The sequence below is a fragment of the Brevibacillus composti genome (assembly GCF_016406105.1).
Taxonomy (GTDB): domain Bacteria; phylum Bacillota; class Bacilli; order Brevibacillales; family Brevibacillaceae; genus Brevibacillus; species Brevibacillus composti.
Window position 1 is genome coordinate 2674083 of the sequence record NZ_CP066308.1, and the last position, 13673, is coordinate 2687755.

Consider the following 13673-nt stretch of genomic DNA (forward strand, 5'->3'; position numbering starts at 1 on the left):
CATCAGACCGCTCGGGGCTAGGGTGACATGAGTTTCTCAGTCCGGTTCGGCTCAAATCTGCCCGGACGTCTGCAGCAGGCTGCTCTTTTGTTGCACGTACTGGATCAGCTCGACGCTCATCTGGTAGTAGTTAAACGGCGTGATCAGATAGATGCCGTTGAAAGCCGGGATGGCGGCATCCAGCAGTTCCTTGGCTATCTTGATCCCTTCCTGGCGCGCAGCCTCCCCCTGCACCCGGCGCATCCGCTCCAGGGCCTCCTGGGAGAGCTTGATCCCCGGCACCTCGTTATGCAGGAACTCGGCATTGCGGGAGCTGGTCAGCGGCATGATCCCGATAAAGACGGGAATCCCGATATGCTTGGTCGATTCATGCACCAACCGGATCGATTCCACGTCATATACCGGCTGGGTCATGATGAAATCGGCCCCCGCCTCCACTTTTTTCTCCAGCCGCTTGATGGCCGCATCGATCTGCCGCACATTGGGGTTAAACGCCGCGCCCACGATAAACTGCGCCTTCTGCTTGAGCGGTCTGCCGGAGAAAGAGATTCCCTCATTCAGTTGCTTGACCATCCGGATCAGGTCAAACGAGGTGACGTCAAAGACGGAGCTGGCCCCGGGCAGATCGCCAAACCGGGACGGGTCCCCGGTCACCACCAGCACCTGGTCAATGCCCAGCGCGTGCAAGCCCATCAGATGGGACTGCTGCCCGATCAGATTCCGGTCGCGACAGGCGATGTGAATCAACGGGTCCATGCCGTACTGCCCCTTCATGATCGCACCCAGCGCCATGTTGCTCATCCGCACGTTGGCCAGCGAGTTGTCCGCCAGCGTGATGCTGTCCGCACCTGCGGCGTGCAGCTCACAGCAGCCCTGGATGAAGCCTTCCGTATCCAGATCTTTGGGCGGATCAAACTCGACGATGATCGTCGTCCCTGTCTTGACCCGCTCGACAATGCTGGGTTTTTGGGGGTCCCGCACGTAATGGGCCGACGGAGACGTACGTTCCGGATCGGCTATGACGGGATTGATCCGCGGCTGCGGCGCCAGGCCGCGGAGCGCATCCGCCATCGCCTTGACATGCTCGGGGGTCGTCCCGCAGCAGCCGCCGATCAGCCGCACGCCTTGCTCGCGCAGGCGCAGGGCGCTTTCGGCAAAATACTCCGGCGACGACTTGTAGGCGTACTCGCCGTCGGCCAGCCCCAGCCGCCCGGCATTGGGGAAGGCCGACAGGAGGGCCCCCTCCGGCACCTGCGCTTGCTCAAAAGAGCGCAGAATTTCTGCGGGACCGAGACGACAGTTGAGGCCGATGATGTCAGCCCCGGCCTGCTGGAGCTGGGCAAAAGCCTCGGTCAAGGTGTAGCCGTCCCGCGTCCTTCCGACTTCCAATGTCGCCAGCTGACAGATCAGCGGCAGGTCGGTGAGCGGACGGATCACATTGATGGCGAGGAGCAGTTCCTCTACATCCAAAAACGTCTCCAGGATCAAACCATCCACGCCGGCATGCAGCAGGGCGATCGCCTGCTCCTCGTACTGGTCGCGGAATTCATCGAGCACTTTCTGCCGCACGCGGCCCGCCAGGATGGAGCCGACACTGCCGACGACAAAGGCATCTTCCTGTGCGGCTTCCCGCGCGATGGCGACGGCCGCCCGGTTGATCCGCGTCACCTTATGCTCCAGCCCGTACCGGGACAGCGCGTCGCGATTGGCGCTGAAGGTATTCGTCTCCAGCAGCCTGGCTCCCGCTTCGTAATAAGCCTTGTGTACATCATGGACCAGCTGGGGGCTGGAGAGGCAGAGCTCCTCAAAGCTGACGCCAACCGGCACGCCCATCCGGTAGAGCTGGGTGGCCATCGCTCCGTCCCCGACCAGCAGGTTTTCCTGCAAATACGCACGCAACTCTCTCTTTTTTCTAGACAATTGGATCCCTTCTCTCCCCATATCGATCACCTACAGGTCAAAAACCGACGGTCCTGCATTGAAATACCGGGCCTCCGGGTGGGCAAACACCATCGCTGTGACAGAGGCCTCCGGCTCCATCATGAAGCCTTCTGTGAGCTGAACGCCGATGTCCTCCGGCCTGATCAGCCGAAACAGCTGCGCCTGATCCTCCAGGCTCGGGCAGGCCGGGTATCCAAACGAGACGCGAATCCCCTGATAGCGCGCTCCGAATCTCTCCAGCATCGTCATGTCGGCTGGATCGGGGAAGCCCCAGCTGTCCCTCATCACGTGGTGGACCCGCTCGGCAAACGCCTCCGCCAGCTCCAATGCCAGCGCCTGCAAGACATGGGAACGGAGGTAATCGCCATTCTGTTTCAAGCGTTCCGATTGCTCGCGGATGCCTCCTCCCGCCGTGACCGCCAGAAAGCCGACATAATCCATTTCGCCGCTCTCGACGGGACGCAGAAAGTCGGAGAGACAGAGATACGGCTCCTCCGTCTGGCGCGGGAACTGAAAGCGCTCCAGCAGCCTGGTCTGATCATGCGGATCGTAAATCAGGATCTGGTCGCCATCCGCCTGGGCCGGGAAGAACTGGTAGATGCCGTTTGCGGTAATCGTGCCGGTCTGGACGGCTTCCGCCAGCAGTTCCTGAACCAGGTCGTTGAGCTCCGTCACTTTTTCATCCCCGCTGGCGATCAGCTTCTCGACATTGCCCCGCACGCCCAGATGCTTGCCCAGCAGCATTCTGAGATTCAGGTACGGCTGAAGATGGCTGAGCGGGTAGTTGCGCAGCACATGCCGCTCACAGTCAGGCGGGAGATGGATCGGCACCGTCCGGCTTACAGCGGAGCGCTTTGGCTTTGTGGACTTCTCCGCCTCCGGCGCCGGCTGCTCGACAGAAGCCGTCTCTTGGGCCTGCTCCTGTTCGGCGATCAGCTGCTCCCGCTCCTGCGGATTTTGCAGTCGATTGAACAGCTCCAGCCCGTCCATCGCGTCTTTGGCGTACAGCACGATGCCTCGGTACTCGGGAGCGATCCGGTTGGAGGTGAATTTGCGCGTCAGAGCCGCACCGCCCACCATCAGCGGAATATCGATGCCCGCTTCGCGCAAGTCCTGCGCCGTGATCACCATCTGCTGGGCCGATTTGACCAACAGTCCGGAGAGGCCGATCGCATCCGGCTTCTCTTCGCGGCAGGCGGCGATCAGCTGCTCCGGCGGCACCTTGATGCCGAGATTGACCACTTCGTAGCCGTTGTTGGACAAGATGATTTCCACCAGGTTTTTGCCGATGTCATGCACATCCCCTTTTACCGTAGCCAGCAGGATTTTCCCTTTGGCGGCCGATTCCGTTTTTTCCATAAACGGTTCCAGGAACGATACAGACGCTTTCATCACTTCCGCGCTCTGCAGCACCTCTGCGACGATCAGCTGGTTGGCGTTAAACAGCCGGCCCACTTCCTCCATCCCGCTCATCAGCGGCCCGTTGATAATTTCCAGCGGCGCGTATTTGTCGAGAGCCAGCTTGAGGTCATCGATCAGCCCGTCCTTGGAGCCTTCGACGACGTAGCGCGCCAGCCGCTCCTCCAGCGTGAGCGAAGATACTTCGATGCCTGTCTCCTTTTTCTTTTGCCGGTAAAATTCGGTGAAAGCCGCCAGTGTCTCGTCTGTCGTATCGAACAGGAGGGCTTCTGCCAGCTTTTTCTCCTCTTCGGGAATGGAGGCGTAGCGCTCCAGCTTTTCCGTGTTGACGATGGCGTAATCCAAGCCAGCCAGCGTCGTGTGATAGATAAAGACGGCGTTGAGGACTTCCCGTCCTGCCGCCGGAAGGCCAAAGGAGACGTTGCTGACGCCGAGGATCGTCTTGCACTCCGGCATCGCCTCCTTGATCAGGCGGATGCCCTCCACAGTGGCTTTGGCGGAGCCGATATACTGCTCATCTCCGGTCCCCACCGGGAAGACCAGGGGGTCAAAAATAATGTCCCGCGGGTTCACGCCGTACTGGTTCACCAGCAGATCATAGGAGCGTTTCGCCACCTCCAGCTTTCGCTCGGCGGTGACGGCCATGCCGGTTTCGTCGATGGTCCCGACGACGACAGCGGCCCCGTATTTATGGATCAGCGGCACGACCTGTTCGAAACGCTCCAGGCCGTCCTCCAGATTGATCGAGTTGAGGATCGCTTTTCCCTGGGAATACTTGAGGCCCAGCTCCATGACTTTAGCGTCGGTGGAGTCGATCATCAGCGGCGCTTTTACCTTCTTGACGACAAACTGCAAGAACTTCTCCATGTCGGCGTACTCGTCGCGATCCGGGTCGGCCAGGCAGATGTCGATCACATGGGCGCCCCGCTTCACCTGAGCCCGCGCGATGTCGGACGCTTCTTCATAGTGGCCGCCTGCGATCAGCTCGCGGAATTTGCGCGACCCGATGACGTTTGTCCGTTCTCCGACGAGGAGCGGCCGGTTGTCCTGCTCCACGTAGACCACATCGATCCCCGATACAGCGCTGACCTCGGCTTGCTGCGGCCTACGCGGGGTCACATCCCGCAGGGCCTCCGCCATCGCCCGGATATGCTCGGGGGTCGTGCCGCAACAGCCTCCCGCGACATTGAGCCAGCCCTGCTCCGCAAACGCCTTGATCTTGGACGCCAGCCCCTGCGGTGTCTCATGGTAATGGCCGTTTTCATCCGGAAGCCCCGCATTGGGATAGCAGCTCACTCCGCACTCGGCCAGCCCGGACAGCGTCCGAATGTGGTCGCGCATGAATTCCGGTCCTGTCGCGCAATTGAGGCCAATCGTGATCGGCTTCAGATGCTCCAGCGAGACGTAGAAGGCCTCGATGTTCTGACCGGCCAAGGTGGTTCCCATCGGCTCAATCGTGCCGGAAAGCATCACCGGCACCTCTCTCCCCAATACCTCGAATGCTTTCCGAATCCCGATGCCTCCTGCCTTGACGTTCAGCGTGTCCTGGGAGGTCTCCAGCAGCAAGACGTCCACATCGCCGAGCAGCAGTCCCTTGGCCTGGCGGTAGTAGGACTCCACCAGATCATCAAAGGTGACGCCGCCTGTCAGCGAGAGCGTCTTGGTCGTCGGCCCCATCGCCCCTGCGACAAAACGCGGCCACTCCGGCGTCGAGTAGGCATCCGCCGCTTCGCGCGCCAGCTTGGCTGCCGCGATATTGATCTCCAGGTCCTTGTCCGCCACGTCGTACTCGGCGAGAACGATGGAAGTCGCCCCGAAGGTGTTGGTCTCGATGATATCGGCGCCTGCCTCCAGGTACTTCTCATGGATAGAGCGAATCACATCCGGACGCGTCAGGTTCAACAGCTCGTTACAGCCGTCGTACGCATCTCCCCCGAAATCCTCCGCTGTCAGATTGGCTTGCTGCAGCATGGTCCCCATCGCGCCGTCCAGTATCAGAATTTTTCGGTAAAGTTGTTCACGAAAATTTGTTTTCATGGTTAACTCCCTCTCTACAGGCTGCTATTGAAGTACAAAAAAAATCCTCTCCTGTGCAGAAGAGGATTTTGTCCGCGAATAGATTAAACGCCCGACACATCCTCTTATCTTTCAAAGCACAGGGCTTTGCTGGAATTGGCACCTGAAAAATCCGGTTGCCGAGGCTTCATTGGGCCAGTCCCTCTGCCTCTCTGGATAAGAGATGTTGCTTTGCTATTCGATTCATTCCAGTTATTGCAATGTTTGAAAGTTATCTTAACACCCCCCCTCCTCTGCGTCAATGAGGAAAATGCCATTCTTTTTCTTGGCATCGCCCATATTTGCCATCCCTAGTCATCCGCCCACACGATTCCCCGCATTCGTGTATAGACTAAAACATAACGGAAAGGAGGAAAACAAACATGAGTACATCCTATTGCGGAAACAACTTCTTTGACGACAACTTCGCCCTGGTGCTCGTTCTGTTTATCCTGCTGGTCATCGTAGGGTGCAGCTGCGACAACTAAGGGGACTGCTTGAGGAAGAAGCCTGGATAATGCCGGGCTTCTTTTTTCGTTTTTCCCGCAAAGAGCACAAAAAATCAAAAAAATGCCGGCTCTTCCCTGTACAATAGGGGTATCAACTATTGGGAGAAAGGTGAACGCATGGATACATTTGAAAGAATTCAGGCAGCCATTGAGCATATCGAAGAGAATTTGCAGGAAGAGCTGCCGATCACCGAAATCTCGGCCAAAGCCTGTTTTTCCGCCTTTCATTTTCAGCGGTTGTTTCAGGCCATCACCGGTTTTTCGGTGCAGGAATACATTCGCAAGAGAAGGCTGTCCGAGGCTGCCGTGCTGTTGAAGGAGACCCAGAAAAACGTGCTGGAGATCGCCGTTGGCTATCAATACGGTTCGCAAGAGGCCTTTACCCGCGCCTTCGAAGCCTGTTTTGGCGTCACGCCCGCCAAATACCGGAGAGCCGCCACGCCGCTTCCCTTGCAAAAAAAGATGAACTTTTTTGCCTATCAAAAAAAGGAAAAGGGGACCTTATCCGTGAACAAACCGACCATCGTGGAATGGAATGCCATCGACATCATCGGCTACCGCTATCAGACCAACCTGCGCCATGAACAATACCTCGCCGACATTCCCCAGTTCTATGCCGATTTTGGCAGCAAGCAGTACTTCCAGCACATTCCCCACAAGACCGCCCCGGATATGGCTTACGGCATCTCCTGCGACTTCCGGGATGACGGCGGATTTTCCTTTATCGTGGGGGAAGAGGTAAACGCCGCCTTGCTGGACGCTGAGCCGACCCGCGCGCTCCCCGAGGGCTTCGTCCATTTTCAACTGCCCCCCGGGAAATACGCCGAATTCAAAGTGAGCGGCGGATTCGAGCAGCCACAGCATGTTCGCTCCTACATCTACGGTATCTGGCTGCCCATTTCCAACTACGAACGGAGAGAAGGACCCGACTTCGAAATCACCGATGTGGTGAACTCCTCCTATCCCGATCTGATCAAAATGAAAATCTACATACCGGTAGATTGAGCAAATTGTCATCTCCATCCCCTTTTGCTATGATGAGACCGAAGCCAAGCAAAAGGAGCGAAACGCTTTGGATCCACTACTTCCCACAGAAAAACAGGAATTCCTCTCCCGTCTGGAAACGGTGAAGAATTTGGATGAGACCGATTTCGAGACGTACGCGATCGTCAAGGATCGGGAAAATGGCCAACACTATTTGCGCTATTCCTTTACCCATATCAATTTGTCCGAGGGCGGCCGGAAAGACGAGTTTGATCATTTCCTGCCGCTTGCCTCCGACGACGTGCTCGCGATCCTCTTCGGCGAACAGCCGTACCAGTTTCCGGATCAGTGGAAGCGTGCCTATCTGCGCAGCGGCACCGACGACCGCCTGATGCCGTTTGACCCCAGCGAAAACCACGACCTGGAAAAGGACGCCGAAGCGGAACTGGCCCTGCTGGCCAAGCTGCAGCAGTTCAAGCGGAAGTGGGAGGACGCCGATGATAAGGAAGCCTTGACGCGCGACCTGTTTCGCGATCTGGACGAGATCATCAAAAAAACGGATGAATAAAGTTGCAGAAGCGCTCCCTTTTTCGCTATACTAAAAGGAATGACAGGGATCGATGATGAGGACAGTACTCCGCCTGACATGCCCAAGCGAGCCGGGGATGGTGAAAGCCCGGTGCAGGACGGCGACAGGAAGCGCACCTCGGAGATTGCAGACTGGACGGCCATGCGGACATTCCAAAATGGCAACAGGTCTGCCGGGACTGCCCGTTAGCGCAGAAAAAGCGGCGATGCTGCCGGGGAAAATCGGGCAGCATGGCAAGAAGAGTGGCACCGCGGGAGCATACCTCTCGTCTCTTGTTCGTACGGAGACGCAGGGGTTTTTTATTTTTTCATCGTGAAAGGAGTTTTTCGACTTATGAGTTACAAACATCAAGTGGCCGAAATGATTTCGAAGGCCTTGTCCCAAATGGGTGTGGATACCCTGAATGCGGAGCAGGTCCGCGCCATGCTGGAGACTCCGCCGAACCCGGCGATGGGCGATGTCGCGTTTCCTTGCTTCCAGCTGGCCAAAGCGCTGCGCAAGGCACCGCCGATGATCGCGGCGGAACTGGCTGGACAGATCGCCGGGGCCCCCGTTCGCGAGGTACAGGCGGCCGGCCCGTACGTGAATCTCTTTCTCGACCAGCAAGAGGTAGCGGCGCAGGTCATCAGCACCATCCTCTCCGAAGGCTCCTCCTACGGCAGCCGTGACATCGGCCAAGGACGCAATGTGCCGATCGACCTCTCCTCGCCCAACATCGCGAAGCCGTTTTCCATGGGCCATCTGCGCTCCACCGTGATCGGAAATGCGATCGCCAACATCATGGAAAAGCATGGCTACCGCCCCGTGCGGATCAACCACCTGGGCGACTGGGGCACGCAGTTCGGCAAGCTGATCGTCGCCTACCGCCTGTGGGGGGACGAGGAAAAGGTAAAAGCGGAGCCGATCAAGGAGCTGCTCAGCCTCTATGTCCGTTTCCACGAGGAGGCGGAAAACGATCCCTCGCTGGAGGATCAGGGACGCGAGTGGTTTAAAAGGCTGGAGGACGGAGACGCCGAAGCGCTCCACCTGTGGCAGTGGTTCCGCGACGAATCGATGAAGGAATTCATGAAAATCTACGAGCTGATGAACGTCAGCTTCGACTCCACGCACGGGGAAGCCTTCTACAACGACAAGATGGACCGCGTCGTCACGCTGCTGGAGGAAAAAGGACTGTTGACAGAATCGGACGGCGCCCTGGTCGTGACGCTGGATGAGTACGACATGCCGCCTTGCCTGATCAAAAAGTCGGACGGCGCGACCCTGTACGCGACGCGCGATTTGGCAGCCGCTCTCTACCGCCACGACACCTACGATTTCGCCAAGGCGCTCTATGTGGTCGGCAACGAGCAGCGCCTCCACTTCCAGCAGCTCTACAAGGTGCTGGAAAAAATGGGCTTCGAATGGGCAAAAGAGATGTATCATGTGCCGTTCGGCATGATGCTGAAAGACGGCAAAAAGATGTCTACGCGCAAAGGCAAGGTCGTCCTGCTGGAAGAAGTGCTGACGCAGGCGATCGAGGATGTCAAAAAAGTGATCGAGGAAAAAAATCCTTCGCTGGAGAACAAGGAAGCCGTCGCCCGCCAGGTAGGCGTGGGGGCTGTCATCTTCCACGACTTGAAAAACTATCGCCTCAACGACATCAACTTCTCCTGGGAAGAGATGCTCACCTTTGAAGGCGAAACCGGGCCGTACGTCCAGTACACGCATGCGCGCGCCTGCTCCCTCCTGCGCAAGGGCGGCTACACGCCAAACACTTCCGTCTCCCTGACAGCGGAAGCACTGGACAGCAAAGAAGCTTGGGCCGTGGTCACCCTGCTCCATGCCTTCCCGGAAGTGATTGACCGCGCGGCCAGCCAGTTTGATCCGTCCCAAATCGGGAAATACGTGATCGATGTGGCACAGGCCTTCAACAAGTTCTACGCCAACGTCCGCATCCTCGCGGAGGAAGAAGCGGTGAAAGCCGCCCGTCTGCAGTTGGTGGCCGCAGTCGTGGTCGTGCTGAAGGAAGGGTTGCGCATCCTCGGCCTGTCTGCACCGGAAGAGATGTAAGAGACCGCAATAAAAAGCGACAACTGCAGAAAAACCGCTGAAGCTTGGCATGCAAGCCTTCAGCGGTTTTTCCCATTTTCCTGTCAATCCTCTTTTCTCGCCGGCTTCCCGAACCAGACCTTGGCCAGCTGCTCCACTGCCTGTTTGGACAAAGAGCGCTCCTCCTGCACCTGTCCCCCCTCATCGACGAGGCGGTACAGCAGGGACTTGTCGTCAGCCGGGTCCGACTTGGTCTCCAGCTTGTACGCCCCGATCGCGCCTGCCGCCGTCCATTCCTCGATCATGATCTGGTACTCGCCGGGGGCCAGCTCGATGTAATCCTCTTCCGTCAGATCGATGATGGCGTAGCCGTCGTGCTCGATTTCCGCATCGTATGTATGGCCGTTGGCTCCCTGATAGAGAGCGAGCTCCGCCGGATCGTTCAGGTTCTCCTGCAGGTTGGTAAAATCTTCAATGGTTACTTTTACTCGTCTTTTCACGTAAGGCTCCTCCTCGGTTCTGCAACAGACAATTCCATCCCTCACTCTACCATACACGCGGTTCATTTTTCCACAGGCAGACGTGTGTCCTCGGTCTGCGCCAGCTGCCGGACGAGAGCGATTTCCTGTTGATGGCCGCCGTCTGCCGGAGCAGGCGTCTCCAGGATGATCGGCAGATCGGCCAGCTCGGGCGTCTGCAAGAAACGGGCGATGGCTTCCGCCCCGATCTCTCCCCTGCCGATCGGGGCATGGCGGTCACGGCAGGAACAGCACGGGTAGACGGAGTCATTCAGATGAACCGCTCCCAGCAAGGCCAAATAGCCGCTGCTTCTCATCCGCTCCGCCACCTCGTCCCAATTGTCCCCGCGCCACAGTCCGCTGGCGAAGGCGTGGCAGGTGTCCAGACAGAAGCCGACTTTCTCCGGTGCCGCGAGCAGCGAGCGCACCTGCAGCAGCTCCTCGATGGTGGTCCCCATCCGTCCGCCCACTCCGGCGTTGTTCTCCAGCAGGATCTTGGCTTGGCCGCTCCAGTCCGCCAAAAGCTCGTTCAGCATCTGGATTATCCGCTTGTACCCTTCCAGCGGATCCGGCCCTTTGAAGTGTCCAAAATGGACGACGACACCGAGCGATCCGCATGCTTCCGCGATCTCCAGGTCATTGCGCAGATGTCTGACCGTCAATTCATACAGCTCCGCCTCCGCCGCGCAGAGATTGATCGGATAGGCAGTATGTGCGATGGAACGGAGTCCGTGATCCCGGCTGAAGCGGCGGCAAGCCTCCGCATCCTTTTTGTCAAAGTCCTTGATGCCCATGCTGCGCGGATTTTTAGGAAAATACTGAAAGGCATTGGCTCCGATGGCATAGGCAGTCCGGGCGGCTCCCAGATAACCGTTTCGGATGCTGATATGGCAGCCGATGCGCACGCGTAATCCCCCTCTCGGTGCTGTTTGCTATCCAGTCTCCCCACTCGCGTACCGTTTCACTCTCCATTTTGTTTTCCCCCTTGAAAGGAGAGGGTGGTTCGACCGTACGAAGGCACCCTTGTCATTAAAAAAGGACTGTCCACGCATCTGGACAGTCCTGCCGCTCCTGTAGGAAGCGAGCGGCATGCATTACTTGACGATTAACAGCGGCGTGCGGGTACGGTGGATGACTTTAAAGGTGACGCTGCCCATCAGGGTTCCCGCTACGCCGCCCAAGCCGTGATGACCGAGCACGATCACATCGGCCCCGCTTTCATGGGCGACATCCTTAATTGACATCGATGGATCGCCGATCAGGACTTTGCTCTCATAGGGAACCTGCGCCGCCTCGAACATGTCCCGATACGGACGGAGCGTCTGTTCTCCCCATTCCTCCAGGGTCGCCGCATCTTCCCAGCCGATGCCGTACACGCCTGCATAGCTGGCAGGAGGAATCACAGCGGTCAGCAGGATGAACCGGGCCCCCTGCTCTTTGCCCAGCCGGATGGCCTGGGCCGTCGCCCGCTTGGCATGGTCGGATCCGTCTACAGCGACCAGGACGGTCTTCCATTTTTCGTTGACTTGGGCATCCTCCGGCACCAAAAAGACAGGGATATCCACATCATGAATCGTCGGATAGCTGACGCTTTGCATCAAAAATCCGGTCATCCGGCCATAGCCGTGCGTCCCCATGACGATCGCCGCGTACCCGTCGCGCGCATGGGCGGCAATGACTTCAGGCGGCTCTCCAAACTGAATGACCATCTCACAGGGCACCTGGCTCGCCTGCACGAGCTCCTCGATGCTCTTCAGATCCTCTTTGGCCTCTTCCAGCTGAAACTCTTCGACGGGCTTGTTGCCCAGCTGATTGACGACAAAGCGCGCGGAGAACGGAGGAATGGCGTGGAGAAGGGTAAGGCTGTCCTCCTGCTTTGCCAGTGCGAGCGCGAACTTGACGGCCTGCATGGATTGGGGCGTTTGATCGACCGGGACCAAAATTCTTGGCATCATGCATCATCCTTTATCTTCACAACTCGGGCGGGAGCAGCATTGCCCTGTTCTGTCTTCATTGTAGAGGATGGTCCCGATGCCGTAAGTAGGGAAACTCCCTGATCTTTCACGCCGCACTCCCTGATTTCTACTTTTTTACTCCAAGATGCCTGTGATAAAAATGGTTGGCTCTTCGCTTAAATCCACGTCGCGAATCTCATGGTCCTCTCCTGTACGGTGATGGCCGGCTCTCTCTTTGCGGATGATCCGCACCACGGGACGGGAGGGCAGGCCCCTGTTCTGATCGATGACAACGCCCACTTCGCCGGTGCTCAATCGCAGCGAGGTGCCCGTCGGGTACATCGCAATCGTCCGCAAAAAGTGAACCACCATCGCGTGGTCAAAACGTTTTTCCGCAAGGCCCATGATGCGCTCGCATGCCTCGTACGGCTGAAGCGTCTCCTCTTCTGTCGAAAACGGCGAAATGAAATTGTCATACGCATTGCAAATGGCGACGATTTTTCCGAAGTCGTGAATCTCCCCTCCGGTCAGTCCGCGCGGGACTCCGCTCCCATCGACCCACTCGTGATGCTGCAGCGCGATATGCGCGGATACGATGCTCATCTCGTGTTTTTTCCGCAAAAGGTTAAAGCCTGTCCAGGTATGATGGCTCTCCAGACTGTCCTGCTTGTAGATCGAAGTCTCCCCTTCGTCCCGCGCCACTTTGCCGATGTCGTGAAGCAGGGAGCCGATGGCCAATTCCTTGAGCTGGTTTACCGAATACCCCAGGCCTACTCCCATGACGGTCGCCATCATGCACACGTTGAGAGAATGGATGTACAGCGCATTGTCATTGGTGCGAATTTCGCCCAGGTTTAAAAGGACGCGACGATTCCGCAAGGTCTCGTCGACGATATGGTTCACCGATTTCTGAAGTCCGCGCACATCCACCTCTTTGCCGGCCTGAACGCATTGTATGGCCCCGGAGAGGTTGCGAATGGCGTCTTTTCGAGTCGTTTCGGTCAGGACCTCTTCTGTTTTTACATCCTGCAGATGCGGGTCTTTGATGCTGATCATCGTCACGCCATAACGGCGCAATTTATTGATCATTCCGACGGTGAGCTGCACATCGGTCTGCAGCAGGGTCAGTCCGTCACTTGTGTAAATGCTTCGGCCGAGGATATCTCCCGGCTCCACTTGTTCCAAGCTGACATATTTCATATGGGGTCGTCCTCCTGATTTCCTACTCCCCTGTTGCGTTCGGTTCTCCCTATCTTACCACGAAAAATGGGAGAGGAAGGCAAAAAAAAGGCCGCTCGGGGCCTTTTCCTCACTCGTCTTCCTTTCGTTTCATCACACTGTATGGCCCTCTGACCATGGTGACCTGCTCGCCTTGCTGCGTCATCTCCAGCTTGTGCAGGATATCCTCCAGCACGGTCGTTAAGGTCAGCATCAGCTCGCCGGTATGTACGGGTGTGCGAAAGTAGTGTCCGATCATCTCGTACCCTTTTCGCTTGTAGGCGTCCGCATCGGCTTCGTCCATCGCCTCGCCCAATTCCTCAATCAACTCCAGGAGCGATTTTCGGGTTCGCTCGTAGACATCCAATCCGGTAGTCGGCTTGGTCTCTTTGTCACTGCTCATTCCCGCTCCCCCCTTTCTCTCTTTAGCGTGAACAAGAGGACTGGCCGCTATTCA

At 57.7% G+C, this 13673-nt stretch carries 11 protein-coding genes, 1 riboswitch and 1 other annotated feature; of the genes, 4 read left to right on the forward strand and 7 right to left on the reverse strand.

What is annotated here, in order from left to right:
- Positions 1–51: 51 nt before the first annotated feature.
- Entirely contained in the window at positions 52–1920 is a 1869-nt protein-coding gene (locus tag JD108_RS13675) for a bifunctional homocysteine S-methyltransferase/methylenetetrahydrofolate reductase (RefSeq protein WP_198826615.1), read from the reverse strand.
- A gap of 30 nt (positions 1921–1950) precedes the next feature.
- A complete protein-coding gene (gene metH, locus JD108_RS13680) occupies positions 1951–5397 on the reverse strand; it encodes a methionine synthase (RefSeq protein WP_198826616.1) in 3447 nt (1148 codons plus the stop codon).
- A 101-nt stretch (positions 5398–5498) separates the two neighbouring features.
- Positions 5499–5599, reverse strand: a riboswitch (SAM riboswitch).
- Positions 5600–5798: 199 nt separating this feature from the next.
- Between metH and JD108_RS13685 the strand changes: the two genes are divergently transcribed.
- The 4 genes from JD108_RS13685 to argS all read left to right on the forward strand — a co-directional run bounded on the left by JD108_RS13685 (position 5799) and on the right by argS (position 9546).
- Positions 5799–5903: a YjcZ family sporulation protein gene (locus JD108_RS13685; RefSeq protein WP_198826617.1), complete on the forward strand. Its 105-nt coding sequence runs from the start codon at positions 5799–5801 to the stop codon at positions 5901–5903.
- A 138-nt stretch (positions 5904–6041) separates the two neighbouring features.
- A complete protein-coding gene (locus tag JD108_RS13690; RefSeq protein ID WP_198826618.1) occupies positions 6042–6929 on the forward strand; it encodes an effector binding domain-containing protein in 888 nt (295 codons plus the stop codon).
- Between the two features lie 67 nt (positions 6930–6996).
- Positions 6997–7476: a hypothetical protein gene (locus JD108_RS13695; protein ID WP_198826619.1), complete on the forward strand. Its 480-nt coding sequence runs from the start codon at positions 6997–6999 to the stop codon at positions 7474–7476.
- A gap of 43 nt (positions 7477–7519) precedes the next feature.
- Positions 7520–7773 (forward strand) — a binding site (T-box leader).
- Between the two features lie 57 nt (positions 7774–7830).
- Positions 7831–9546, forward strand: coding sequence for an arginine--tRNA ligase (argS, locus tag JD108_RS13700; RefSeq protein WP_198826620.1), 1716 nt, complete (start codon positions 7831–7833; stop codon positions 9544–9546).
- Positions 9547–9629: 83 nt separating this feature from the next.
- Here argS and JD108_RS13705 read toward each other — a convergent pair whose 3' ends face one another.
- The 5 genes from JD108_RS13705 to JD108_RS13725 all read right to left on the reverse strand — a co-directional run bounded on the left by JD108_RS13705 (position 9630) and on the right by JD108_RS13725 (position 13619).
- Complete coding sequence (locus tag JD108_RS13705) at positions 9630–10025, reverse strand: hypothetical protein (RefSeq protein WP_198826621.1); 396 nt, start codon at positions 10023–10025, stop codon at positions 9630–9632.
- Between the two features lie 62 nt (positions 10026–10087).
- On the reverse strand, positions 10088–10948 hold the full coding sequence (locus JD108_RS13710) for a deoxyribonuclease IV (protein WP_198826622.1): 861 nt from the start codon (positions 10946–10948) through the stop codon (positions 10088–10090).
- Between the two features lie 189 nt (positions 10949–11137).
- Positions 11138–11998: a universal stress protein gene (locus JD108_RS13715; protein ID WP_228728143.1), complete on the reverse strand. Its 861-nt coding sequence runs from the start codon at positions 11996–11998 to the stop codon at positions 11138–11140.
- Positions 11999–12133: 135 nt separating this feature from the next.
- Positions 12134–13198 (reverse strand): HD-GYP domain-containing protein, encoded by a 1065-nt coding sequence (locus tag JD108_RS13720; RefSeq protein ID WP_198826624.1) that lies wholly within the window; start codon positions 13196–13198, stop codon positions 12134–12136.
- A 109-nt stretch (positions 13199–13307) separates the two neighbouring features.
- Positions 13308–13619 carry a hypothetical protein gene (locus JD108_RS13725; protein ID WP_198826625.1) on the reverse strand — a complete coding sequence of 104 codons (312 nt, stop codon included), beginning with the start codon at positions 13617–13619 and terminating at the stop codon, positions 13308–13310.
- Between the last annotated feature and the right edge of the window lie 54 nt (positions 13620–13673).